25 protein-coding genes and 2 pseudogenes are annotated in these 24,441 nt (G+C 68.4%); 13 read left to right on the top strand and 14 right to left on the bottom strand.

Translation table 11 applies throughout. The features are described from left to right. Nucleotides 1–135 precede the first annotated feature (135 nt). On the top strand, nucleotides 136–1,368 hold the full coding sequence (locus HWX00_RS22875; RefSeq protein ID WP_175027386.1) for a diaminopropionate ammonia-lyase: 1,233 nt from the start codon (nucleotides 136–138) through the stop codon (nucleotides 1,366–1,368). Nucleotides 1,369–1,397: 29 nt separating this feature from the next. Further along, nucleotides 1,398–2,573, top strand: coding sequence for a M20 aminoacylase family protein (locus tag HWX00_RS22870; protein WP_175027387.1), 1,176 nt, complete (start codon nucleotides 1,398–1,400; stop codon nucleotides 2,571–2,573). A 55-nt stretch (nucleotides 2,574–2,628) separates the two neighbouring features. On the opposite strand, the gene HWX00_RS22865 is transcribed toward HWX00_RS22870, so the two are convergent. After that, nucleotides 2,629–3,987 (bottom strand): aspartate aminotransferase family protein, encoded by a 1,359-nt coding sequence (locus HWX00_RS22865; protein ID WP_034187607.1) that lies wholly within the window; start codon nucleotides 3,985–3,987, stop codon nucleotides 2,629–2,631. A 410-nt stretch (nucleotides 3,988–4,397) separates the two neighbouring features. On the opposite strand from HWX00_RS22865, the pseudogene HWX00_RS36940 reads away from it, so the two are divergent. Beyond that, nucleotides 4,398–4,614, top strand: a pseudogene (locus HWX00_RS36940) (endopolygalacturonase); the annotation flags it as partial. Between the two features lie 101 nt (nucleotides 4,615–4,715). Here the strand turns inward: HWX00_RS36940 and HWX00_RS22855 are convergent. Both HWX00_RS22855 and HWX00_RS22850 read right to left on the bottom strand, forming a co-directional pair. Continuing rightward, entirely contained in the window at nucleotides 4,716–5,225 is a 510-nt protein-coding gene (locus HWX00_RS22855; RefSeq protein WP_034187608.1) for a GNAT family N-acetyltransferase, read from the bottom strand. 237 nt (nucleotides 5,226–5,462) lie between these two features. Then, a complete protein-coding gene (locus HWX00_RS22850) occupies nucleotides 5,463–6,113 on the bottom strand; it encodes an outer membrane lipoprotein (RefSeq protein ID WP_049031241.1) in 651 nt (216 codons plus the stop codon). 463 nt (nucleotides 6,114–6,576) lie between these two features. Here HWX00_RS22850 and HWX00_RS22845 point away from each other — a divergent pair, with 463 nt between their 5' ends. From HWX00_RS22845 to HWX00_RS22835, 3 genes are all read left to right on the top strand, one after another. Next, entirely contained in the window at nucleotides 6,577–7,776 is a 1,200-nt protein-coding gene (locus HWX00_RS22845; RefSeq protein ID WP_124670751.1) for an amidohydrolase family protein, read from the top strand. A 66-nt stretch (nucleotides 7,777–7,842) separates the two neighbouring features. Next, nucleotides 7,843–9,027, top strand: a complete 1,185-nt coding sequence (locus HWX00_RS22840; RefSeq protein WP_175027389.1) for an amidohydrolase family protein — start codon at nucleotides 7,843–7,845, stop codon at nucleotides 9,025–9,027. Between the two features lie 56 nt (nucleotides 9,028–9,083). Next, nucleotides 9,084–9,557 carry a nuclear transport factor 2 family protein gene (locus tag HWX00_RS22835; RefSeq protein WP_069705662.1) on the top strand — a complete coding sequence of 158 codons (474 nt, stop codon included), beginning with the start codon at nucleotides 9,084–9,086 and terminating at the stop codon, nucleotides 9,555–9,557. A 53-nt stretch (nucleotides 9,558–9,610) separates the two neighbouring features. Here the strand turns inward: HWX00_RS22835 and HWX00_RS22830 are convergent, their stop codons facing one another. Next, the gene (locus tag HWX00_RS22830) at nucleotides 9,611–10,474 is read right to left on the bottom strand and encodes a LysR family transcriptional regulator (RefSeq protein WP_059559191.1); all 864 of its coding nucleotides are present in this window, start codon (nucleotides 10,472–10,474) and stop codon (nucleotides 9,611–9,613) included. 135 nt (nucleotides 10,475–10,609) lie between these two features. Between HWX00_RS22830 and HWX00_RS36935 the strand changes: the two are divergent. Further along, nucleotides 10,610–10,744 (top strand): annotated as a pseudogene (locus HWX00_RS36935) (ankyrin repeat domain-containing protein); the annotation flags it as partial. A 4-nt stretch (nucleotides 10,745–10,748) separates the two neighbouring features. Here HWX00_RS36935 and HWX00_RS22825 read toward each other — a convergent pair. Further along, nucleotides 10,749–11,033, bottom strand: coding sequence for a hypothetical protein (locus HWX00_RS22825; protein WP_175027390.1), 285 nt, complete (start codon nucleotides 11,031–11,033; stop codon nucleotides 10,749–10,751). Nucleotides 11,034–11,392: 359 nt separating this feature from the next. Between HWX00_RS22825 and HWX00_RS22820 the strand changes: the two genes are divergently transcribed. Further along, nucleotides 11,393–12,196, top strand: coding sequence for an ABC transporter substrate-binding protein (locus HWX00_RS22820; protein WP_175027391.1), 804 nt, complete (start codon nucleotides 11,393–11,395; stop codon nucleotides 12,194–12,196). A 31-nt stretch (nucleotides 12,197–12,227) separates the two neighbouring features. Continuing rightward, nucleotides 12,228–13,076 carry a phytanoyl-CoA dioxygenase family protein gene (locus tag HWX00_RS22815; protein WP_175027392.1) on the top strand — a complete coding sequence of 283 codons (849 nt, stop codon included), beginning with the start codon at nucleotides 12,228–12,230 and terminating at the stop codon, nucleotides 13,074–13,076. Between the two features lie 76 nt (nucleotides 13,077–13,152). Here HWX00_RS22815 and hutC read toward each other — a convergent pair whose 3' ends face one another. Together hutC and HWX00_RS22805 are read right to left on the bottom strand one after the other, a co-directional pair. Next, entirely contained in the window at nucleotides 13,153–13,890 is a 738-nt protein-coding gene (hutC, locus tag HWX00_RS22810) for a histidine utilization repressor (protein ID WP_034187615.1), read from the bottom strand. A gap of 132 nt (nucleotides 13,891–14,022) precedes the next feature. Beyond that, nucleotides 14,023–14,778, bottom strand: a complete 756-nt coding sequence (locus HWX00_RS22805) for an SDR family oxidoreductase (RefSeq protein WP_175027393.1) — start codon at nucleotides 14,776–14,778, stop codon at nucleotides 14,023–14,025. Between the two features lie 373 nt (nucleotides 14,779–15,151). Between HWX00_RS22805 and HWX00_RS22800 the strand changes: the two genes are divergently transcribed. Beyond that, on the top strand, nucleotides 15,152–15,859 hold the full coding sequence (locus tag HWX00_RS22800; RefSeq protein ID WP_034187617.1) for a YceH family protein: 708 nt from the start codon (nucleotides 15,152–15,154) through the stop codon (nucleotides 15,857–15,859). Between the two features lie 25 nt (nucleotides 15,860–15,884). On the opposite strand, the gene HWX00_RS22795 is transcribed toward HWX00_RS22800, so the two are convergent. Both HWX00_RS22795 and HWX00_RS22790 read right to left on the bottom strand, forming a co-directional pair. Further along, complete coding sequence (locus tag HWX00_RS22795; RefSeq protein WP_049036790.1) at nucleotides 15,885–16,307, bottom strand: hypothetical protein; 423 nt, start codon at nucleotides 16,305–16,307, stop codon at nucleotides 15,885–15,887. A gap of 28 nt (nucleotides 16,308–16,335) precedes the next feature. Further along, nucleotides 16,336–16,890, bottom strand: coding sequence for a hypothetical protein (locus HWX00_RS22790; protein ID WP_175027394.1), 555 nt, complete (start codon nucleotides 16,888–16,890; stop codon nucleotides 16,336–16,338). 405 nt (nucleotides 16,891–17,295) lie between these two features. Here HWX00_RS22790 and HWX00_RS22785 point away from each other — a divergent pair, with 405 nt between their 5' ends. From HWX00_RS22785 to HWX00_RS22775, 3 genes are all read left to right on the top strand, one after another. Next, on the top strand, nucleotides 17,296–18,612 hold the full coding sequence (locus tag HWX00_RS22785; RefSeq protein ID WP_175027395.1) for a lipase family protein: 1,317 nt from the start codon (nucleotides 17,296–17,298) through the stop codon (nucleotides 18,610–18,612). A 191-nt stretch (nucleotides 18,613–18,803) separates the two neighbouring features. Then, nucleotides 18,804–19,934 carry a 3-deoxy-7-phosphoheptulonate synthase gene (locus tag HWX00_RS22780; protein ID WP_059559179.1) on the top strand — a complete coding sequence of 377 codons (1,131 nt, stop codon included), beginning with the start codon at nucleotides 18,804–18,806 and terminating at the stop codon, nucleotides 19,932–19,934. A 383-nt stretch (nucleotides 19,935–20,317) separates the two neighbouring features. Continuing rightward, a complete protein-coding gene (locus HWX00_RS22775; protein ID WP_034187621.1) occupies nucleotides 20,318–20,746 on the top strand; it encodes a PRC-barrel domain-containing protein in 429 nt (142 codons plus the stop codon). A gap of 61 nt (nucleotides 20,747–20,807) precedes the next feature. Here the strand turns inward: HWX00_RS22775 and HWX00_RS22770 are convergent, their stop codons facing one another. The 5 genes from HWX00_RS22770 to HWX00_RS22750 form a co-directional block, all read right to left on the bottom strand. Beyond that, nucleotides 20,808–21,323 (bottom strand): Ohr family peroxiredoxin, encoded by a 516-nt coding sequence (locus tag HWX00_RS22770; RefSeq protein ID WP_049034434.1) that lies wholly within the window; start codon nucleotides 21,321–21,323, stop codon nucleotides 20,808–20,810. A 23-nt stretch (nucleotides 21,324–21,346) separates the two neighbouring features. Continuing rightward, on the bottom strand, nucleotides 21,347–22,102 hold the full coding sequence (locus HWX00_RS22765; RefSeq protein ID WP_175027396.1) for an SDR family oxidoreductase: 756 nt from the start codon (nucleotides 22,100–22,102) through the stop codon (nucleotides 21,347–21,349). Between the two features lie 205 nt (nucleotides 22,103–22,307). After that, nucleotides 22,308–23,312, bottom strand: coding sequence for a LysR family transcriptional regulator (locus HWX00_RS22760; RefSeq protein ID WP_049034435.1), 1,005 nt, complete (start codon nucleotides 23,310–23,312; stop codon nucleotides 22,308–22,310). A gap of 110 nt (nucleotides 23,313–23,422) precedes the next feature. Beyond that, nucleotides 23,423–23,827, bottom strand: a complete 405-nt coding sequence (locus HWX00_RS22755) for a cupin domain-containing protein (RefSeq protein WP_175027397.1) — start codon at nucleotides 23,825–23,827, stop codon at nucleotides 23,423–23,425. A 59-nt stretch (nucleotides 23,828–23,886) separates the two neighbouring features. Continuing rightward, nucleotides 23,887–24,366 carry a carboxymuconolactone decarboxylase family protein gene (locus tag HWX00_RS22750; protein ID WP_059559175.1) on the bottom strand — a complete coding sequence of 160 codons (480 nt, stop codon included), beginning with the start codon at nucleotides 24,364–24,366 and terminating at the stop codon, nucleotides 23,887–23,889. Nucleotides 24,367–24,441: the final 75 nt, after the last annotated feature.

Genomic DNA, 24,441 nt, shown 5'->3' with positions numbered 1-24,441 from the left:
CCGTCGATTTGGCGATTTTATTGACCGGTCCGCGCAATATTATTTTTCGAACCGACGGCGAGCGCAACTGGCGCTCGCCCGATCCGACCCACCCGACGGACCGCCCGCGCGGTCCTGCCCCCGGAGCCTTTCGCCATGCTGATCGCCAACCCGCGCGCGTCGCGCACCGCCTATCCGAACGCGCTGCGTCGCGTGATGAACATCGCATCGGCCGACGAAAGCGGCGCATGGCTGTCGCACTGGCCGCTCGTCGGCAACGCGCGCACGCCGCTGCGCGCGCTGCCCGATCTTGCCGCGCGGCTCGGCGTCGCGAGCGTCCGCGTGAAGGACGAGTCGTGCCGCTCGCCGCTCGGCAGCTTCAAGGCGCTCGGCGCGCCGATCGCGCTGGTGCGGCTCGTGAAGCGGCTGCGGCGCACGCGGGATCTCGAGCCACGCGGGCTCGTCACCGGCGCGTACGCGGCGGAGCTGGCCGACCTGACGGTGATCAGCGCGACCGACGGCAACCACGGCCGGGCGCTGGCCGCCGCCGCGCGCGCGATCGGCTGCGGCTGCGTGATCGTGCTGCACGCGAACGTCGACGCCGAGCGCGAACGCGCGATCGCGGCGTACGGCGCGCGGATCGTGCGCATCGCGGGGAACTACGACGAATCGGTCGTCTGCGCGGCGCAGCTCGCGCAGGCGAACGGCTGGCATGTCGTGTCGGACACGTCGTACGACGGCTACGAAGCGATTCCGCGCGACGTGATGCAGGGTTACGGCGTGATCGCCGCCGAAGCGGCCGCGCAGGCGGCGCAGGACGACGGGCGACCGTTCACGCACGTGTTCCTGCAGGGCGGCGTGGGCGGCCTCGCCGCGGGCGTCGCGAGTTATCTCTGGGAACGCGACGGCGTGCGGCGGCCGCGCTTCGTCGTCGTCGAGCCGCGCCAGGCCGATTGCCTGTACCAGAGCGCGTTGGCCGGCCGTGCGACGAAGGCGACCGGCAGCGTCGATTCGGTGATGGCCGGGCTCGCGTGCGGCGAGGCGTCGCCGCTTGCATGGGATTTCCTCGAGAGGTGCATCGACCACTTCATGCTGATCGACGACGACGACGCGGTGCAGGCGATGCGCGGCCTTGCGGCCGGCAGCGCCCGCGACGTGCCGGTCGTCGCCGGCGAATCGGGCGCGGCCGGCGTGGCTGGCCTGACGGCACTGATGCGCGACCCGGCGCTCGCGCGGCAGGCCGGGCTCGACGCGAACGCGCATGTGCTGGCGATCAATACGGAAGGCGCGACGGCGCCGTCCGTTTACCGGCACTGCGTCGGCGAGACGGCCGACGCGGTGCGCGCGCGGCAGCGCGACTGGCTGGACCGCGTGGCGGTGGCGGCCTGAACGACATGACGACCGACGAGGCGAACGCAATGGAAACAATCGAGGAAAGCACGCTGCAGGCGCGACTGAAGACCTGGCGCCGCCATCTGCACCAGTATCCTGAAACGGGTTTCGAGGAAGTGAACACGTCGGACTACGTCGCGCGCATCCTGACGACGCTCGGGCTCGACGTGCATCGCGGGATCGGCGGCACCGGGCTCGTCGCGAACCTGACGGCCGGCACCGGCAAGCGCGCGATCGGCATCCGCGCGGACATGGACGCGCTGAACATCGCCGAGCACGCGCCGGGCCGCGAACATGCATCGCGCACGCCGGGCAAGATGCATGCGTGCGGGCACGACGGCCACATGTCGATGGTGCTCGGCGCCGCGCAACTGCTGGCCGAGCGCAAGGATTTCGACGGCACCGTGCGTTTCGTTTTCCAGCCGGCGGAAGAGCACGGCCGCGGCGCGAAGGCGATGATGGCCGACGGATTGTTCGAGCGTTTTCCGGTCGACGCGATCTTCGGCGCGCACAACATGCCCGGCATGCGCGCGGGCACGTTCTCGACGCGCGCGGGCGGCATCATGGCGAGCGAGGACAATTTCGTGATCCGGATCGACGGGCGCGGCACGCATGCGGCGCGGCCGCACATGGGCATCGATCCGATCGTGATCGGCGCGCAGGTCGTGCTCGCGCTGCAGACGATCGTGTCGCGCAATCTCGACCCGGGCCAGCAGGCGGTGATTTCGTGCACGGAGTTCATCACCGACGGGCTGCGCAACGTGCTGCCGTCAACCGTGACGATCAAGGGCGACACGCGCAGCTATTCGCGGGACGTGCAGGCGCTGCTCGAAACGCGGATGCGCGAGATCAGCGAAGGAATCTGCCGCACGCATGGCGCGACCTGCACGTTCGAGTACACGCACGAGTTCGCGCCGACGGTGAATTCGCCGGAGTGGGTCGACACGGCCGTGCAGGCCGCCGCGCAGGTCGCGGGCGCTGCCGCGGTGAATGCGGACGTGCAGCCGATGATGATCTCGGAGGATTTCGGCGCGTTCCTGCAGGCGGTGCCCGGCAATTTCGTGTTCATCGGCAACGGTGAAGCGGGTGGCCTCGGCGGCGTGCCGCTGCACAACGCGACGTACGACTTCAACGACGCGATCCTGCCGGTGGGCGCGCGGTATTTCGCGGAAGTGGCGCGGCGGGCGTTGCGGGCCGCGTAGCGCGTGCTGCGGGACGGTACGCGCTCGCGCGAGCACCGTCCCGCGCGTCGTCACGTCACACCAGTTCGCCGAGGCACGCGTCGAACTGCGCGACGAGCCGGTCGACATCGTCGGCCGTCGTCTGCGGACACACGAGCATCATGTTGTGGAACGGCGTGATCAGCACGCCGCGATTCAGCAGGTACAGGTGCACGATGTGCTCGAGTTCGCTGTCGAGTTGCGCGCCGGCCAGCGTGCCGTTGCGCGGCGGCGCGGACGCGAACTGGAATTCGGTGCGCGCGCCGATGCGCGTCACGCACCACGGCAGCCGGTGTTTCGCGATCGCCTGCTCGAGCCCCGTCGCCAGCCGCGCGGCGAGTTCGAACATGTGTGCATACGCGGCGTCGGTCGCGACGTCGGCCAGCGTCGCGCGCATCGCATGCATCGCGAGCATGTTCGCGGTAAGCGTCGTGCCGATGCCCGAATGGCCGGGCGGCGCGTTCAGCTTGGCCTGCTTCGCGCGTTCCGCGAATTCGGCGCTGAAGCCGTATACCGCGCACGGCACGCCGCCCGCGATGGGCTTGCCGACCACCAGCATGTCCGGTTCGAGAGCATGCGCGACCGCATAGCCGCCGGGGCCGCTGCTGATCGTGTGCGTCTCGTCGATCACGAGCAGCGTGCCGTAGCGGCGCGTCAGTTCGCGCGCGGCCGCCCAGAAGCCCGGGTCGGGCAGCACCATCCCGATGTTCGTCATCGCGGGCTCGGCCAGCACGCACGCGACGTCGCCATCCTTCAATGCGGCTTCGAGCGCGGCCAGGTCGTTGAATTCGACGACGCGCGTGTTGGCGAGCAGGTCGTAGGATTGCCCGAGCAGGCTGTCGCGCTGAACCGGGCGGCCGTCGACGAGATCGACGAATACGTCGTCGACCGTGCCGTGATAGCAGCCGTTGAACACGACGATCGTGTTGCGGCCGGTGGCCGCGCGTGCCCAGCGCAGCACGAAGCGGTTCGCGTCGCTCGCGCTCAGCGCGAATTGCCAGACCGGCAGCTTGAAGCGGCGCGCGAGTTCGCGCGACACCCATGCGGCGTCTTCGCTCGGCAGCATCGTCGTATAACCGCGCGTGGCCTGTTCGACGAGCGCGCGGGCGACCGGTTCGGGCGCGTGGCCGAACATCGCGCCCGTATCGCCGAGGCAGAAATCGACATAGCGATGGCCGTCGACGTCGGTGAACGTCGCACCGCGCGCCTCCTTCACATACAGCGAGAACGGTGTCGACCAGTCTTGCATCCAGTGCAACGGCACGCCGAACAGCAGGTGCTCGGACGCTTCCGCGGACAGCGCGCGGGAGACCGGCATGGCTTCGGTGAACGCTTGGCGCTCGCGATCGAACAAGGCGCGGGCGCGGATGAGGTCGACTCCGTGGCGGGAAGGCAAAGGCAGCTCCTGGGCTGTGAACAAGGAGAAACGATAGCGCGGGCGGCAGGGGGCTGAACAGGGGCGGAATTCCCGAGGCGTGATGGCGGGGGAACGCCCGGGCGCGTCCTGTTCGATTTCAAGATGGCGCGAGTGAATCGAAGCTATGCCGGATACTGACCGGCGCGCGAATTGGCGCGGGAGGCGATCGAATCCGACGAGGATTTTTAGCTGAAGTTTTTGCGCATAAAGGTACGACAACGTATCTTTAGAGGCGGTCTGTCAGAAGTGAGTGTGCGCACACATTCATAGCATCGACCCAATGAGAGTGCAGTCGAAGACAAGAATCTGCCTTGATATGATCCTGCCTGGACGGTGTGATGCGGTACGACGACGTATGAATTGACGCCGAACGGCGGGACCCACCACGCTTCCAGGCGATCGTCGCGCAGGGGCCGGGTCGCGTCCGACTGCAACGGCACGCCGCCCACGCCTGCCGTGCGGCCGATCCCCGGCGCGACGACGGGCAACTGCGACTTCGGCACGCCCGTCGCAACGCGCACGCCGACAGTCACATCGCCGGGGCCGGTCCAAACGTTCAACGTGAGCGCGATGACGCCGACGAACGTGACGATCACCGACAAGCGGCGATGCCATGAGGCGAGGGAGGAAGGGCATTCGCGTGCGGCGTGGTCGGCCGATGCACGCGAACGCAACGGCAAATACGGAAGCGGACGAACGTGAACGCGTTACGCGAGCGTCTTGATCATGTAGTGCTCGTCGTAGAACCGGCCGTCGACGAACATCGAGCGCGGCTCCGTGCCGAACCGCACGAACCCTTGCGACGCATACAGCCGCTCCGCGTTGCCGTTGACCTCGTTTACGCACAGCATCAGCTGCTTGCACTGCCACGCCTGCGCGGCATGCTCGGTCGCGCTTTCGAGCAGCGCCTGCGCGATGCCGCGGCCGCGATACGCGGGCTCGACGAACACGCCCCAGATCGTCGCCTTGTGCGCGATCTTCGCGCGTGCATCGCGGCGCACGCCGGTGATGCCGACGAGCGTCTCGCCGTCGAACGCGCCGAACACCGCGCGCTCGTGGTTCGGCGTGAGGCGCGTCGCGAATTCGTCGACTGGCACCTGCGATTCCTCGTCGAGCGTGGGCAGGAAGGACGTGGGCGCGGTATCGACCGCACGCAGGCGAACGGTCTGGAAACGGGCGGCGTCGGCCGCATCGAGCAGGCGGGTCGTGATCGTCATCGGCGGGATTCCGGTTGAGGGGCGTGCATGCCGGCGCGGGCTGCCGTAGCCGCGGGATGCATCGTCCTCATCCTAATGGGAATTCGGATGTCGCGTGGCGCCGTTCGGCGCATTGCGCATTTCGGCGGCGCCGGAGCGTTGCGGGCCGTGCGCGCATGGCGGGTCACGCGGCCGTGCCGGCGTGACGGAAGGGACGACGTGCGCGCGATCAGATCACGCGCACGCAACGGGCATCAATCAATACCGCGACAGCTGATTGCCGTTGATCTGCACGCGGTCGCCCGGACGCAGGTTGCCGGGCGACTGCACGTCGAACGAGCGCATCGAGCCGTCGCTGACCTGCACGTCGATCCGGTAGCTGCTCGGGCCCTGCGCGGCACCCATCTGCTGACCGATCTGGTTGCCCGCCACCGCGCCGCCGAGCGCGCCGATGACGGTCGCTGCATCGCGGCCGTGACCGCGGCCGACCTGGTTGCCGAGCACGCCGCCAATGAGCGCGCCGACGACGGTACCGGCCACGCCCGACGGGCCGACCGAGCCGTTGACCGGCTGGATGTTCGCGACGGTGCCGTATTGCGCGCCGTACGGGTTCGCGTATTGCTGTTGCGGGTTGCCGTACTGGTCATACGGCTGCGAGCCGTATTGCGACGGGTTGCCGTATTGATCGTACGGCTGCGGCGCCGGGTTCGGATACGCCGGTTGCTGCTGCACGTAGCCCGGCTGCGAATACGCGGGCTGCGCGTAGCCGGGCGTCGCGTATTGCTGCTGCTGCGGATAGCCCGGCTGCGCGCCGTAGTAGCCGGGTGCGACGCAGGCGGTCAGGGGAAGCGCCGCCACGGCGACGAGCGAGGCGAACAGAACGGTCTTCGTGGAGGGCATGCGCATCATGATGTTTCCTGCATCGGCAACGTGTCCGCCGATGGATTCCCGTCATGGGTGGCGAACTCGGCGTGAGTATAAGGAATGGCCGGATGCGCGTCCGGTGCGGCCGGGTAACAACGTGTAAAGTCTGTTGCCGCGTAAATCGCTGCGCCGGCGCGGCGTTCGAGCCAGGCCCGACAACGGCGCGAAGCGGCTTCCAGTCATCCGCGTGCCAGTGATGCGGCCCGCTTGTTTCATGCGGCGTGTCGGCCCTCCGTTGCGATCGAACCCCTGCGTCACGCGAGACCCGGCGGGCGTGTGCGGCACACATCGCGAAATCGAATGCGCGGCATCGCGACATTTAATTGGCCGCGGGCGGCAGCGTCCGATATCGTGGCCGGATTCCCTGCCAGTGGTCGCGCCGCGCCGGCTGCGGTTCCTTCCCCTATCCGCGCCGGCGGCGCGCCGCGACCGCCCCACCTTCCAGGCCATGACCGAACGATTCTTCATCAACGCCGTCGATGCCGGCGGCCAGCCCGTCAACCTCGTCGTCCGCGACGGCCGCTTCACGGCGATCGGCGCCGATTGCGCAGCCGCGCCCGGCGCGGAGACCATCGACCTCGACGGCCGCGTCGTGCTGCCCGGCTTCGTCGACGGCCACATCCACCTCGACAAGAGCTTCGTCGGCGCTCGCTGGGTGCCGCACGAATCGGTCGGTTCGCTGCGCGAGCGGCTCGCGGTCGAGAAGCGCCAGCTTGCCGCCGCACCGCCGATCGTCGAGCGCGCGAACGCGCTGATCGCGCAGGCCGCCGCATTCGGCACGATCGCGATGCGCAGCCACGTCGACGTCGATGCGACGACGGGCCTGTCGAACCTGCAGGCCGTGATGGCCGCGCGCGAGCAATGGCGCGGGATCGTCGACATCGAACTGGTCGCGTTTCCGCAGGCCGGCGTCGTGACGTGCCCGGGCACGGCCGCGATGCTCGACGCGGCCGTGCGCGAAGGCGCGGACGTCGTGGGCGGGATCGATCCGACGACGCTCGACGGCGACGCGGACGGCCAGCTCGACATCGTGTTCGGCATCGCGGAGAAACGCGGCGCGAAGATCGACATCCACCTGCACGAGCCGGGCGAGATCGGCATCGCGCAACTGCTGCGGATCGCGGCGCGCACGCGTGCGGCCGGGCTCGGCGGGCGCGTGAACGTGAGCCATGCGTACGCGCTCGGCCAGGTGAGCGATGACGATGTCCGGCGCACCGCGGCGGCGCTGGCCGAAGCGGGCGTATCGATCCTGACGAATGCGCCGGGCGATTGCGCGTTTCCGCCGGTGCGGTTGTTGCGCGACGCGGGCGTGCACGTGTTCGCGGGCAACGACAACATTCGCGACGCGTGGTGGCCGTACGGCAACGGCGACATGCTGCAGCGCGCGATGATGGTCGGCTACCGGTCGGGTTTCTACACCGACGAAGCGCTCGGCATCGCGCTCGACATGGCGACGTACGCCGGCGCGCGCGTGATCGGCAACGCGCACTACGGCATCGCGGTGGGCTGCGATGCGAGTTTCGTCGCGGTGCGCGCGCCGAACGCGGCGGCGGCCGTCGCCGGCGTGCCGGCCGAACGCTGGGTGTTCCGCCGCGGCGAAAGTGATACGGGGGCGCCGTTCGCGCCGTCGCTGCGCTTCACGCGCTGACCCACCGGCCGGCGGCACGGCATGCGCCGTGCCGGCCTTGCACTGACCGACTTCACCGGAATCGACATGACGAACCTGCTGATCCGCAACGTCCGCACGAGCGCCGACACCGCACTCGACATCCTGATCGAAGGCGACCGCATCGCGCGTGTCGGCCCGTCGCTCGACGCGCCCGCCGGCTGCGCGATCGAGGACGGCGCGGGCGCGCTCGCGCTGCCCGGCCTCGTCGAAGGCCACGCGCACCTCGACAAGACGCACTGGGGGATGCCGTGGTATCGCAACCAGGTCGGGCCGCGTCTCGTCGACCGCATCGAGAACGAACGCCACTATCGCGCGACGAGCGGCCACGACGCGGGCGCCGCGTCGCTCGCGCTGGCACGAGCCTTCCTCGCGGCCGGCACGACGCGCATCCGCACGCACGTCGACGTCGATACCGAAGCGGGCCTGCGCCACCTGCACGGCGTGCTCGCGACGCGCGAGACGCTGCGCGGGCAAGTCGACATCCAGATCGTCGCGTTTCCGCAGTCGGGCGTACTCAAGCGGCCGGGCACCGATGCGCTGCTGTCCGATGCGCTCGGCGCCGGCGCGGACCTGCTCGGCGGACTCGATCCGTGCGCGATCGAAGGCGATCCGGTCGAGGCGGTGGACGTGCTGTTCGCGATCGCGGAGCGTCACGGCCGCGGGCTCGATATCCATCTGCACGAGCGCGGGTCGATGGGCGCGTATTCGCTCGACCTGATCCTGCAGCGCACGGCCGCGCTCGGCATGCAGGGGAAGGTCACGATCAGTCATGGTTTCTGCCTGGGCGATCTCGCCGAGCGCGAGCGCGATGCATTGCTCGCGCGAATGGCCGCGCTCGGGGTGGCGATCGTCACGACCGCGCCGGCGGCGGTGCCGGTGCCGCCGGTCGCCGCGTGCCGGGCGGCGGGCGTGATCGTGATCGGCGGCAACGACGGCATACGCGACACGTGGACGCCGTACGGTTCGCCCGACATGCTCGAACGCGCGATGCTGATCGGCATGCGCAACGATTTCCGCCGCGACGATGCGCTCGAAGTCGCGCTCGACTGCGTGACGCACGGTGCGGCGCACGGCTGCGGTTTCGCGGATTACGGGCTGCAGCCGGGCAGCCGTGCGGACGTCGTGCTCGTCGACGCGCTGACGTTCGCCGAGGCCGTCGTCGCGCGGCCGGTGCGGCGTCTCGTCGTATCGTCGGGGGCGATCGTCGCGCGCAACGGCGCACTCGTCTGAGCACGGCGTCGCGCCGGTATGATCGGGTTTTCAGCCGGATTTCCGGGGAGACGACGATGCGACGCACGACAGCGGCACGGGCCGCACGATGGACGGCGGCGGCCTTGTTCGCCGTGACGGCCGCGCACGCGGTGGCGGCCGATCCGGCCGATGCGCGGCAGGAAGCCAACCGGCGGACGGTGCTCGCGTTCTACGAGAAAGGCCTCAACGAAAAGGATGCGGACGCCGCGCTCGCGTATGTCGGCGATCGCTACGTGCAGCACAACCCGAACGCGGCCGACGGCCGCGACGGTTTCCGCAAGTTCGTCGCCTTTCTGCGCGACACCTATCCGCAGTCGCACAGCGAGATCAAGCGTTCGTTCGTCGACGGCGACTACGTGATCCTGCACGTGCACGCGGTGCGCGAACCCGGCACGCGCGGCAGCGCGATCATGGACATCTTCCGGCTCGAGCACGGCAAGATCGTCGAGCACTGGGACGTGAACCAGCCGGTGCCCGAGCAGGCCGCGAACGGCAACACGATGTTCTGACATGCACGGGGCAGTGCGCCCCGTGCGTGGCGCCCGGATGAAATCCGCGCGGCTTATCGCCCCTCGAGTTCCAGCATCGCCGCGAGCGCTTTCGTCAGCTCGCTGACCATCGGGTCGGCCGTCGGCCGGTGCAGGATCGCGATATCCATGTTCTCGATCGGCGCGAAGCCCTGCTTCGCGGTCAGCACGACGTGCTCGTCGGTCACCACGCGCGCGGGCAGCACGCTGATGCCGAGCCCGTCCGCGACGGCCGCCTGGATGCCGCTCAGGCTCGACGTCGTGAAGCTGATGCGCCAGCGGCGCCCGCGCTCCTCGATCGCCTTGATCATGTCGTCGCGATAGAGCCCGCGCGGCGGAAACACGACGATCGGCACCGGGTCGAGATCGATCGACGGATGCTTCGCGCTGTCGATCCAGCGCAGCTTCTCGGGCCAGCGCACGACGGCCTCGCGGCTGTCGCGCCGCTGCTTGATCAGCACGAGATCGAGTTCGCCGCGATCGTACGCGGCGCAGATGTCGCGGCTCAGCCCGCACGTCACTTCGAGCTTGACCTGCGGATGCTCGCGCTTGAATGCCGCGAGCGCGTGCGTCGTGCGGCCCGCCGCGAAATCGTCGGGCACGCCGAGCCGGATCGTCAGCGCGACCGTGGCGCCCGACAACGCTTCCAGCATTTCGTCGTTCAACGCAAGCATGCGCCGCGCATAGCTGAGCACCGTCACGCCCGCATCGGTCGGCCGGACATCGCGCGTGCCGCGATCGAGCAGGCGGTGGCCGGCGATTTCCTCGAGCCGGCGCACCTTCTGGCTGACCGTCGACTGCGTCGAATGCAGGCGCGCGGAAGCCGTCGTGAAGCTGCCGCAGTCGGCGACCATCACGAGCGCGCGCAGCAGGTCGAGGTCGAACAGGGGTCTATTCATTTTTGCACTTTTGCGGATTCGAGCATTGCATTTCCACATGCATGCGACGACTTTTAACATGCGCGGACGGCGCGGGCAATCGCGGTTTGGCCGGACTTGGGGCGGCGCGTTTCGCGGGCTTTTGAGGCGCCTGACGACATCCTGCGGATGACGCTCGCGCCCGGCGCCGACCTGCGCGGCACGCACCGGTATCGCGACACCGCATTGAATCCGGCGGCCGAACGCGGTCATGTCGAGACGGTGCGCAGGCTGATCGATGCGGGCGCGGCCGGGGTTAGCGGCGGCGCGATTTGGGCTCGGGCGTGCCGCCGGGGAGTTTTCGCAGGAAGGCGTCGGCGAGTTCAACACAAGAGTCGAACGACGGCGTGTAGCCGAATGTCCGGATGTCGTCGAACCGCGGTCGTACGAACGTGCGAGGCTCGTTGAGCAAACGCAGAAACGTGTCGCGATGCCGAACGGGAAACGCAGCGGTTTCGATCAAGCTTGCCGGCTCCCGCTCGATGACCAGGCACAAGTCGAACAAGTCCCGCGCGGTCGGACGATCGCCGCGGAAGTCCACTGCGGTATGGGGCGCGTGACCGGCAGGTTCGATGAAACATCGGGCAACCTATCGCCACGGCTACCGGTATAGACCGCTATCTCTTGCGTTTCGTCGCGGACGGGTGTCGCGCACGGGAGCACCTGAATTCCGCATAGAAATGCGTTGAATCGAAGGCTCCCCTGCCTCCCTGGTCCTCATCTCCAGTCGGTCCATCGCGCTCCCTTGTTTCCCCTGCTTGCACTCGAAATTTAGGCGGTCTAGACTGCATCCCAGTCTCATCGAAGCCCCGCCTTTCGCGCACCGCGCCGGCTCTCCGGCGCGGCGCCTCCACCGGACGCCGGCGTCGCCCGCCGCGTCGAGACCTGCAAGGACCCGCCATGAACTGCACTGCAACGCTCCTCGTTACCGCGCTGGCATTCGCGCCGCTCGTGTCGTTCGCCCAGGACACGTCGACGATCCGCTGGGGCATCGACCCCACGTATCCGCCGTTCGAGGCGAAGCAGCCCGACGGCTCGCTCGCCGGTTTCGACATCGACCTGCGCAATGCGATCTGCGAGCAGCTGCATGCGAAGTGCGTGTGGGTCGAGCAGGGCTTCGACGGGATGATTCCGGCGCTGCGCGCGCGCAAGTTCGACGTGATCATGTCGGCGATGACGGCCACCGACGAGCGGCTCAAGCAGATCGACTTCTCGAACAAGCTGTATGCGTCGCCGGGTGCGCTCGTCGCGCCGGTCGGCTCGAAGCTGCTGCCGACCGCCGCGTCGCTCGCGGGCAAGCGCATCGGGATCGACCAGGGCACGACCCAGGAGGCGTACGCGAAGGCCGAATGGGCGACCCGGGGCGTGACGATCGTCTCTTACCAGAATCAGGACCAGGTGTACCAGGATCTCGTCAACGGCCGCCTCGACGCGACCTTCCAGGACAAGACGCAAGCCGGCTACTCGTTCCTGAAGACGCCGCGCGGCAAGGGCTACGCGTTCGCCGGCCCCGACGTGACCGACGCACGGATCACCGGCTACGGCGTCGCGATGGGCGTGCGCAAGGGCGACGCGGACATGAAGAAGCGGCTGAACGACGCGATCGTCGCGATCCGCGCGAACGGCACATACCGGAAGATCGCCGCGAAATATTTCGACTTCGACATCTACGGCGCGAAGCAGCAGCTGACTTCGGCGCCGTGACCCGGTGATTCATTCAATGGACAGGCACACCATGACGAGTATCCAGGATCGAGTCGCGCAAGCCGTGACGCCCGAACTGATTGCCGCGTTCCGCGAGGAAGGCGCGGTCTGCATCAAGGGCATCTTTTCGCCCGACGAAGTGGCCGCGCTGCGGGCCGGCATCGACGTGAATCTTGCCCGGCCGAGCGCGCGCGCGAAAGTCGCGAGCCGGCCCGACGATCCCGGCTGGTTCTTCGAGGATTTCTGCAACTGGCAGCACAACGACGCGTATCGCGACTTCATCGTGCGCTCGCCGGCGCCGTCGGTCGCCGCCGCGCTGATGGGAACCGGGCGCGTGCGACTGCATCACGACCACCTGCTCGTGAAGGAGCCCGGCACGCGGCAGCGCACGCCGTGGCACCAGGACCAGCCGTACTACAACATCGAAGGCGACGACAACGTCAGCATGTGGATTCCGGTCGATCCGGTGCCGCTCGAATCGACGCTGGAATTCGTCGCGGGCTCGCATCGCGGGCCGTGGCTGATGCCGCGCACGTTCATGGACAAGGAAGCGAAGTGGTTCCCGGAAGGCACCCTGGCCGACCTGCCCGATATCGAAGCCGACCGCGCGGCGTTCCCGATCCGCCGCTGGGCGCTCGAGCCCGGCGACATGGTGTGCTTCCGGATGCTCACGCTGCATGCGTCGGGCGGCACGCGGAACCGCCGGCGCGCGTTCTCGATCCGCTTCGTCGGCGACGATATCCGTCACGCGCCGCGCCGCTGGAAAACGTCGCCCGACTTCCCCGGGCTCGCGGAGCAGCTGGCCGACGGCGCACCGCTCGACCATCCGCTGTTTCCGGTCGTGTGGTCGCGCGGCGCGGGGCAGGTCGGCGCGATCTGACCGGCGCGGCGAACGAACGCGGCGGCCGTTTCGTCATGAAACGGCCGCCGTGTCCATTGGCGCGTACGGGGAAAGATCAGGTCGGGTGGCGCCCGGCGCCCGGCTTGAAGCGCGAGCCGAGCCGGTAGCGGTTGCCCGGATGCAGGAAATGCACGAACGTGACGGGCAGCCCGTCGGTCCACGTGCGGCGCGTGAGCGTGAGGCACGGCTCGTCGGCGCGCATGTCGAGCAGCCGCGCCTGCTCGACGGTCGGCAGCGACGCGTCGACGACGTGCTCGATTTCCAGTTCGTAGTGCGACACGTTGTTGTACAGGTATTCGGACGGCGGCTCGGTCTGGAAATCCTGGTCGATGAAGCCGGGCGCCGCGGCCGGGTTCACGTAGCGGTCCTCGAGCTGGATCGGGCGGCCGTTTTCCTCGTGCACGCACACCACATGAAAGACCGGCGTATTGACCGGCAGCCCGAACGCGGCCGCCACGTCGAACGACGCCGGCTCGCTCGCCCGGCTCAGCACGCGACAGCGATATTCGTGGCCGCGCGCGCGGATTTCGTCGCGGATGTGCGCGATCATCAGCAGGTTCGACTGCGGCTTCACCTCGGCGACGAAGGTGCCGACGCCCGCGATGCGCTTCAGCACGCCTTCCTCGGTCAGCTCGCGCAGCGCGCGGTTGACCGTCATGCGCGCGACGCCGAACTGCGCGGCGAGATCGAGCTCGGACGGGATGCGGTCGCCCGGGCGCCAGTCGCCGGACTCGACGTTCTGGCGAACGAGCGTCTTGATCTGCTGGAACGGTGCGGCGGCCTTCGTGACCATCAAGGAGGTTTCCGTGGGTGAAATACCAGCGGGATTCTATCGTCTTTGCCCGGTGGCGCTCCGGACGCGGCCTCGCGGGCGGCCGCTGATCCGACGACTCCTTTCCGTCCGTCGACAGGGGGGCGATGTCGATTACAGGTTCCGCACGTCGGCCGTCGGCTCGGCGCCGAACGCATCGCTCAGCGCATAGCCGATCAGCTGGCGTGCGGCGGCCTCGGGCGTCGCGAGCGCGCCGCTCGATTTCAATTCGTCGAACTTCTCGCGCATCGGGAAGTTGTCTTCGCTGGTCGAGCGGATCGTCGCCTGCATGCCCGTGTCGACGACGCCCGGCGCTACGCTGCAGATCCGCAGCGCGCCGTTCGTGTCGAGCGCGACCGCGCGTGCATGGTGATCGAGCGCGGCCTTGGTCGCGCAGTAAACGCTCCAGCCCGCGTATGCGTTGCGGGCCGCGCCGCTCGACAGGTGCAGGATCCGGCATTCGGTCGCGGCCGAAGCCGCTTGCGCGAGCGCGGCCGACAGCATCAGCGGCGCCGCGACGTTCAGGCCGACCGCACGCGCGACGATCGCCGGATCCTGCGTGGCGAGCGGGCCGATCGGATCGACGATGCCTGCGTTGTTGAACAGCAGCACGAGCGACGCGCCGTCGACGAAGCGGCGCAGCGTGTCGCCGGCGAGCCAGGCTGCGACGGCCGTGGTGTCGGACAGGTCGATCTCGACTTCGGAGAAGCGGTCGCCGGCTTGCGACGCGAGCGACGGATGGCGGCTGCGCGACACACCGAGCACGGCGACGCCTTCCAGCAGCAGTTGTTCGGCGAGCGACGCGCCGAGGCCGCGCGTGTGTCCGGTGACGATGGCGCGCACGTGCGGCGCGGAAGAGGATGCAGTCATGGCAGTGAACCGGTGAAGGCGTGAACGGTGTTGACGGGCGGCGTGCATGCGCGGCGGCAGCACGATAAGGACGGGCGACGCGTGGCATCGGCGGGCGAAGACGATCGTGTGCGGCGCCACGGATACCGGGGTGAACGCATATCGTAGCGCCGGCATGTGTATCGCGCAAATGCCGGTGCGTGCGCGCAAGCGTTGCCGCGCGGTATCGGGCGCGCCGACAGGCTGGACGACAGCCCGCTGCGGCAAGTGCGCGCGCCGGCGCAGCGCGCGCCGCCGGGCCGTGCGTCGCGAGCTATCATATGGCTCGCCCGTGCGCGATGCCGGACGGGCCGCGATCGTTTCCCTTCACCTGCTGCACGCTGCGACGCCACTCATGAACACCACGCCGGATACGCCCACGCCACGCGCCCTTCGCGAACTCACGCCCCTCGAGGCCCGCATTCTCGGCGTGCTCGTCGAGAAACAGCACACGGTGCCGGATACGTACCCGCTGTCGCTGAACGCGCTGACCGCGGGCTGCAACCAGAAAACCGCGCGCGCGCCGGTGATGAACGTCAGCGAGGACGAGGTCACGACCGCGCTCGACGGGCTGAAGCACCTGAGCCTCGTGATGGAGGGCAGCAGCAGCCGCGTGCCGCGTTTCGAACACAACATGAACCGCGTGCTGGGCATCCCGAGCCAGGCGATCGCGCTGCTGACGATCCTGCTGCTCCGCGGCCCGCAGACGGCCGCCGAGCTGCGCCTGAACAGCGCGCGCCTGCACGGCTTCGCGGATATCTCGTCGGTCGAGGCGTTCCTCGACGAACTCGCGGCGCGCGCGCCGGCGCTCGTCGTCCGGCTGCCGCGCGCACCGGGCGCGCGCGAGAACCGCTGGATGCACCTGATGTGCGGCGAGGTGAACGTGGCCGATTTCGCCAGCGCGGAGGCCGGCGGCGCGGATTCGGTGCCGCCTTCCGAGTTCGAGGCGCTGAAGGCCGAGCAGAAGCGACTCGCGGATGAAGTGGCGCGACTGAATGCGCTGGTTCAGCGGATGGCGAGCGAACTCGGCATCGACGTCGACGCGCCGGGCGACGCCGGCTGACCGACAGCCTGCAACGCGCTCCTCGCTACCAGCGGCGCCCCGATTTCGCCGAAGCGTCGATATCCGGCGCCCACGCGAAATCGGTTTTCCTGCCCGTGCGCGCGTTTGTGTAGGGGATCGAATAGACCATCGCACCCTGGCTCATCATTTCGTATTCGCCGTCGATCGTGCCGTCGACCATTCCCCACCACGTCGTCGTGTATTGATACGACCGGTCGGCTGCCAGCATTTCCGCGTCCCGGTGCTTGAACGGCAACGGAATGGCCGTGTTCGATTTCGCATGACGGACGATGCCACCTGACCATTTCGCGACGTCGTCGTGGTACATGCGCGGTTCGACGCGCACGGGTTGGCCGCCGGCTGTCCGGAAGCACGGCACTTTCGTGCTCACTTCGGCCGAGGCGGGCAATGCGATGCAAAGCATCAGCAGCGCGAGCGCTTTCTTCATGAGCGTATGTGAACGACGATGCGCCATTTCAACCCACGCTGATCCGCGTCGCACCTGCATCGACGAGCCGGAACAGCAGATCCTCGACGGCCGTCTCGGGCGCCGAGCCGAGATCCGCATTGACGCGCCACCCGTGTTCCGCGCGAACCGGTTCCGACAGGTAATGCACGATGCCGTGCAGCCCGTCTTCGGCCGGATCGTTCTCGTCGTCGACATCGAACCACGCGAGGAACCACGTCTTGAACGCATCGGCCGCCGCGCTTTCGTCGAGACCGTCGGCCTCGATCACGACCCAGTCCCATACGAACGGGCGGACTGACACGGCTGCCGTTTCGAGGTCGAACTCGAACGGGTCGAAATCGAGTTGCGTGGTCGAATCGATCATCACGGGCCGGCCGGCCGCTTCGCCTTCGGCCGCGATGGTGTCGGCGCGGCACGGCAGCGCGAGCGGCCCTTCAGTGGCGAGCGTGCCGTCGGCCTTCCGGTAGGCCGGCTCGACGATCACCGACGGTCGCGTGGCCGCTTTCGCGAGCAGGTCGGCGTAGGGTTGGCGGATGGCACTGAGCAGTTCGGATACGGTCATCGTGGCGAGTCCGTGGGGCGGGGAGCGAACGGTTGCAGAGCAGGCGGTGGACGGCGCGGACCGCCTCCTGCGACGGGCCGCTTCGTTACCGGACAGCGCCGATCGTACGGTACCCCGGCAAAACGCGAACAGTCGGCCGAACGGCCGGTGCGCATGCGTCGGCCGGCGAGGGTTTTAGACGTTTACCTTCAAACAATCGAAAACGCGCGTCGAACGCGTTCGCGTTGTGCTTCAATGAATCCGGTTTGTACTCCTACTAAAACGACAGGTTCAGAACAGGCCGGATCATTCACTCACAGGAGACAGTCGATGGCACGGAAACGGTTTTGATGCGGCAGGCACGATGGTCTGCAATACCGCCGAACTTCCTTCGATGAAAGCAGGTTATCCCAGAGGCCCCCACCCATGTCCTCCAGACGACTCATGACCGTCGCGGCCACCGTGTGCGCCGCGCTGGCCATCGCCGCACCGTCGGCCGGCGCCGCCGCGCCGACCGTGTCCGATCCGTTCTACACGTACACCGGCACCACGCCGCTGGCGTCGATTCCGCCGGGCACGGTGCTCAAGACGCGCAGCGTCACCTATCACGTGGCCGGCATTCCGACCGCCGTGACCGCGCAGCAGTTGCTGTACCGCACCAACAACGCGCGGAACCAGCCCGTCGTCAACGTGACGTCGGTGATTCGCAGCCAGGTCAGCAACGGCCACGCCATTTCGTACCAGTCGGCCTACGATTCGCTGAACCCGTACGACGAGCCGTCGCAGGTGATCGCCGGCGACCGCGACGTGACCAAGGTCATCAACGTCGGCACGCTGCTCTACAGCGCGGAATCGATCCCGCTGTCGACGCTGCTGCTGCTCGGCTACAACATCATCGTGCCCGATACGGAAGGCCAGACGGCAGACTTCGCGGCCGGCCCCGAATACGGGATGACGACGCTCGATTCGATCCGTGCGGCGCTCAATACGCCGTCGACCGGCCTGAATCCGTCGAGCAAGGTCGCGATGATCGGTTATTCCGGCGGCGCGATCGCGACGAACTGGGCCGCGCAGCTCGCGCCGAGCTATGCGCCCGACGTCAACAAGCAGCTCGTCGGCGCGGCGGAAGGCGGCGTGCTGGTCGATCCCGCGCACAACCTGCGTTACGTCGACGGCAGCATCGTGTGGGGCGGCGTCGCGGCGGCGGCGCTCGCCGGGCTGGTGCGCGGCTACGACTTCGACCTGACGCCGTATCTCAGCGATACCGGCGTGGCCGTGTTCAAGGACATCCAGAACCAGTCGCTCGCGTACATCCTGCCGAAGTACACGGGGCTGCGCTGGGGCACGCTGTTCAAGCCGCAATACGCGAACGACATCAACAGCATCCCGGCGTACGTGACGTATGCGAACAAGGTGAATGCGGGGCTGGCCGCGTCGCCGACGATCCCGATGTTCATCGGCCAGGGCACGGCCGGGGCGCTCGACGGCACCTTCAGCAGCCAGGTGGGCGACGGCGTGATGCTCGCGTACGACGTGCGCGCGCTGGCGCAGAAGTTCTGCGCCAGCGGCACGCGGGTCACGTACACCGAGTATCCGCTCGAGCATGCGGGCGCGATCGTGCCGTGGGTGGCCGGGATGCTGCCCTGGCTCTACGACCGCTTCAACGGGAAAGCCGCGCCGAGCAATTGCTGGCTGACGTCGCTGCTGCCGAGCAACTCGCTGGCGCCCGAGACGTTGCATTAGGCGCGACGGCGTACGACTGGATGCATGGCCGGGCGATCTTTTTCGGGTCGCCCTTTTTTACGATGTTTCGACGTCGGTCGCGTGACCGGTGTGACGACTGTCCGCCTTCCCCTGCCGTCCCCCGCTGCCGCCTTCTCCGGGTGCCATAATCGAGCCTGCCCATCATTCCAGACGTCCCCCGGAGAATCACCATGCAGAACCTCGACAATCCTTCCCACGATCGCGAGGTAGGCAGCGCCGACGCGACGCAGGACACCACGCGCATCGACGACGTCCGCATCGGCGCCGTGCGCCCGCTGATTTCGCCGGCGCTGCTGCTGGACGAGCTGCCGGTGCCGGCCGGCACGCAGACGCTCGTCGAGGACACGCGCCGCGCGATCGGCGACATCCTGCACGGCCGCGACGACCGGCTGCTGCTCGTCGTCGGCCCGTGCTCGATCCACGATCACGACCAGGCGCTCGACTACGCGCGCCGCCTGAAAGCCGCCGCCGACGCGCTGAAGGACGACCTGCTGATCACGATGCGCGTCTACTTCGAGAAACCGCGCACGACGGTCGGCTGGAAGGGCTACATCAACGACCCGCGCCTGGACGGCAGCTTCCGCATCAACGAAGGGCTGCGCGCCGCGCGGCAGCTGCTGCTCGACATCAATGCGCTCGGCCTGCCGGCGTCGACCGAATTCCTCGACCTGCTGAGCCCGCAATACATCGCCGACCTGATCGCGTGGGGGGCGATCGGCGCGCGCACGACCGAGAGCCAGAGCCATCGGCAGCTCGCGTCGGGCCTGAGCTGCCCGATCGGCTTCAAGAACGGCACCGACGGCGGCGTGCAGGTCGCGTCGGATGCGATCGTCGCGGCCGCCGCGAGCCATGCGTTCATGGGGATGACGAAGATGGGGATGGCCGCGATCTTCGAGACGCGCGGCAACGACGACGCGCACGTGATCCTGCGCGGCGGCAAGACCGGCCCGAACTACGACGCCGAGCATGTCGAGGCATGCTGCGCGGTGCTGCGCAAGGCCGGGCTGCGCGAGCAGGTGATGGTCGACTGCTCGCACGCGAACTCGAACAAGTCGCACGACCGGCAGGTCGACGTCGCGCAGGATCTCGCGCGGCAACTGTCGCAGGGCGAACATCGGATCGTCGGCGTGATGGTCGAGAGCCACCTCGAAGCCGGGCGCCAGGACCTGAAGCCGGGCGTGCCGCTGAAGTACGGCGTGTCGATCACCGATGCCTGCCTGAGCTGGGCGCAGACGGAGCCGGTGCTCGACGTGCTGGCCGATGCCGTGCGGCACCGGCGCACCTATTCGCGGAATGCGTGACGCCGCGTGGCGCCGCGGCGCCGGCCGCGCCGTTCGAGGCGCCGCGAAGATCGGGGGACCATCCGTGAGGTTGTCCTGATCGACGGGCATCGATGCCATTTTTCCGCGCCGCCCGCCCGGTCTGTCCGCACGATCATTGATCCTGATCCGGCTCGTCCGGCGTGTCACGTTGCACCCTGGGCGCACGATCCGCCGAATGCCGCTACCATGAAGCCGTGTCGCACGCTGCGGCCCGGCTGCGCCGGTCCGTCACGTACACATGGCGTGGCGGTGCGGCCGGCCGCCACGCGACCGACGAAGCGCGGGGCGCTCACCGATCAGCCGTTGCGCCCGCGCCGCTTCGTCCCCGGAATCAACAACAACCGAACCGGAGTGCAACGCATATGAAGTTTTACAAGACCCTCATCGCAGCAACCGTCCTCGCGTCGAGCGTCGGCGCGCACGCGCAGATCGCGGGCGCGCAGCCGATCAGCGTCACCGTCGAGCAGTCGCAGGCGCTGCTCGAAGGCTGGAGCGTGAAGAAGAGCGTGCTCGGCAAGACCGTGTACAACGACGAGAACCAGAAAGTCGGCAAGGTGCGCGACCTGATCGTCGCGCCGGACGGCTCGGTGTCGGCCGCGATCGTGTCGGCCGGCGGCTTCCTCGGCGTGGCCGCGCACGACGTCGCGGTGCCGATCGCGTCGCTCGACGTGCGCAACGGCAACATCTACCTGCCGGGCGCGACGAAGGAAGCGCTGAAGGCCACGCCGGCGTTCCAGTACGCGAAGGTGCCGTCGCCGCCGAAGCCGAAGAAGCTCGACGAAAAGCACTGACCTGCGTTACCGGCGCGGGGCCCGCTGCGCGATGCGGCGGGCCCCGCGTTTTCATTTTCGCTCAGCGCTGCGATGTCTCGTCCGGCGGCGCAAGCGCCACGACATGACTGATCCCTTCGTGCGCCATCTTCGTATACGGGCTGAAGCGCTCCGTATTGCGCACGAGCTCCGCCGCCACTGCGCGTTCGACACCCGGCAGCCGCACGCGAATGTTCGCGTTCAGCATGAACAGCCCGTCCACCGGATCGCGACAGAAGTCGATCGATGCGGACACCGATGCCCCGGCGATCGACACGCCGGCCCGTGCAGCCAGCAGGCTCAGCGCGCCGTGAAAGCACGCCGCATAGCTCGCGGCGAACAGTTGCTCCGGGTTCGGGCCGTCGCCGGGCCCGCCGAGCGCGGGCGGCAGGCGCAGCTCGACATCCAGGCGCCCGTCGTCGGAACGCGCGACGCCGGAGGCGCGGCCGTGCTCCGCCGTCCCGCCCGTGACGGTCACCGTCGTCGAGTACAGCGTTTGCGGTTCCCGACCGCGATACCGGTCGAGCAGCGAGAGGGGCGGCGGGCGCAGCGGCGTCATGGTGTGCGATCCGGCGGCGGCGTTCAGCGCGCGAGCGCGTTCTGCCGGAACCACGTGTCGAAGGTCGTCGCGCCGAGGCGCGCACCGGGCGCCGGCACGAGCGTGTCGTCCTGCAGCACCGCGCCGAAGTAGTCGGCGTCCGCATCCCGCGTCACCGTGCGCGCGTCGTGCGTGGCCGACAGAAAACGCTCGACCAGATCGGCGATCCGCACGCGCTCGGGGCCGCCGATTTCGGCGATGCCGTTGCGCGGCGCGTCGAGCGCGAAGTCGGTCACGGCGGCCGCGACGTCGTCGGAGGCGATCGGCTGGAAGTGCGCGGTGGTCAACCGGACCGTGTCGCCTTGCGCGCCGGCCTGAGCGATCGCCCCGACGAATTCGAAGAACTGCGTCGAACGCACGATCGTGTACGGCACGCCTGCCGCGCGGATCAGGTCTTCCTGGATGATCTTGCCGCGGAAATACGCGCTCTGCTGCAGTCGGTCGGTGCCGACCACCGACAACGCGACGTGATGACGCACGCCGGCCGCGCGCTCCGCGGCGAACAGGTTGCGCCCCGACGCCTCGAAGAACGCCTTCACGGCCGCTTCCTCGAATGACGGCGAATTCGCGAGATCGACGACGACCTCCGCGCCGGCGAGCGCGGCGTCCAGTCCCGCACCCGTGATCGTATCGACGCCCGTCGACGGCGCTGCCGCCACCGCGTCGTGGCCGCGTGCGATCAGGTTCCTGACGACCTTGCTGCCGATGAGGCCGGTACCACCAATCACGACGATTTGCACGATTGCTCTCCTTGAACGGGCGCGCGACATGCACGCCGCTTGAATGTGCCGAAACCGGCGCCCAGCGCGTTCGCGCGACGGGGCCTGGACCTTGCCGAGCGGTGCACCGCCGTATCGGCATGCCGGTCGAACAGCCCGCATCGTAGGCATGCGCCGCGCGATCCGCCAGCGTCCCGCAAGCCCTCATCATGTTGCCGCGAATGCATCAATCGATCGTCTCCAGCGGCGCGATCGTCGTCATCGTCGTCGGGCACTGCAGGTCGCGCGCACGCGTCTGCTCGATCATGTAGTCGATGAACGCGCGGATGCGCGTGGGCAGGTGCTTGCGGCTCAGGTAACAGAGATAGTGGCCGCCGTCGTCCGGCGCATGCTGACCGAGACAGCTCACCAGCCGGCCGTCGGCGAGCAGGTCGCACACCTGGTACGCGGGCAGTTGCGCGATGCCGAGCCCGTCGAGCGCCGCGCGCACGACGAGATCGATGTCGTTGAACGTGTGATGCGCGGCGAGCTGGCGCTGCTGCGTCACCCCGTCGATCCTGAATTCCCATTCCGTCACGCGGCCCGACGCGGTGCACAGGTTGATGCAGCGATGCCGCGCGAGTTCGTCGACGTGGCGCGGCAAGCCGTGCCGGTGCGCATACGACGGCGACGCGCAGACGATCATCTGCATCGGAATCAGCCGGCGCGCGACGATCGCGCTGTCCTCCATGCGACCGTCGCGAAACGCGACGTCGATGCGGTCGGCGGAGAAATCGGCCGGCCGGTCGTTCAACAGCAGGTCGAGCGTGATGTCCGGATAGCGTGCATGGAAATCGCGCAGCAGCGGGGCGATGACCTTGCGGCCGAAGCCTGGCGTCGAGCCGATGCGCAGGTGCCCGCTCGGCGGTCCGCTGCGCAGCTCGCGCATGTCCTCGAGCGCCTGCGCCAGATGCTCGATGCCGGGCCGGCAGTTTTCGTAGAAGAGCTCGCCTTCGCGCGTCAGCGACATGCTGCGCGTGGTGCGCTGGAACAGGCGTGCGTCGAGCCGGTCCTCGAGCCGTTGCACGTGACGGCTGACCGACGAGCGGCCGACGCCGAGGCGATCGGCGGCGCGCGCGAAGCTGCCCTCGGTGACGACGGCCAGGAACGTGACCACGCCGGCATAGCAGGTCGAGAAGCTGCGCGCGAATGGATCGTCGGCGTCGGGGCGGCGGATGGAGGTATCGGGCATGGAGGCGCTGGAATCGTGGTGTCCGTATGCGACTAGACGTTTCAGCGCTGCCGCCTGTGACACCGCCCGCCGCATTTTTTTCAAAAAGGTCGCGGCGGCGTGCGGGCCGGCTATTTTTCCGGCACGAGCACGGGCGCGCCCTTGTCCTTCAACAGCAGCACGATGAACTTCGCGGGTCGGGTCCGGCTCGCGTTGCGTCCGACCGTGTGCAGGTCGTCCGGACCCTCGTAGAAGATCTGGCCCGGTTTCAGCGTGACGGGCTCGCCGCCCTTCACCTGCATCACGATCGACCCCTCGACGACATAGACGAACGCGTCGGCGTGGTGGCGGTGAACGGGGTCGACCGCGCCGGGCGGGTACTCGACCGAGATCATCTGCGCTTCCTTGCCCGGGTAAGCGTCGAGCGGCTTCGTCATCAGCGGCGTGACGATGGCCGAGGGCGCCGCGCGAACGGCGCCGGTCGCGTGGGCCGCGACGACGAGCGCGGACGCGATCACGTGTTTCATGCGAATCATGGTGGTGGCTTCCGGTGGGCCGCCGGCTGACGGCCGGCAGCGAGAGAGGGGGGCGGCCGTCAGGCGAGGTTGGCCTTGTCGAGCCCGAACGCCTTGTCGGACGAGCCCGGCACGGTCCGGAACGCGACGTTCGCGCGATTCCAGCCGTTGATCGCCATCACTTCGAACGTCAGGTCCGACAATTCCTTCTCGGAGAGCTGGCCGCGCACGCGGTCGTAGACATCGTCCGGCACGCCGTGCGCGGGCAGCGTCGTCAGCACTTCGGTCCATGCGAGCGCGGCCCGCTCGCGCGGCGAGAACAGCGTCGATTCGCGCCAGGTCGCCAGATGATGCAGGCGCAGTTCGCGCTCGCCGTGGATGCGCGCTTCCTTCACGTGCATGTCGAGGCAAAAGGCGCAGCCGTTGATCTGGGACGCCCGGACGGACACGAGATCCCGGATCGATTCCTCGATCGCGCTGCTGCGCAGCAGGTTGCTGAGTTCGAGGAGTTTCCGGAACAACTCGGGGGACTGTTGAATGTAGTCGAGACGCTGCGTCATGATTTCTCCTGGCGACGAAGAGGCTGGCCCGCATGGCGCGGGTGTCGTGGGCGGCAGGGCGCCGCGCGAAATCAT

This window comes from Burkholderia seminalis DSM 23518 (assembly GCF_902832885.1).
Classification (GTDB): Bacteria; Pseudomonadota; Gammaproteobacteria; order Burkholderiales; family Burkholderiaceae; genus Burkholderia; species Burkholderia seminalis.
Note: the sequence above shows the minus strand (reverse complement) of the source record. Positions and strands in the feature narration are given on the sequence as shown.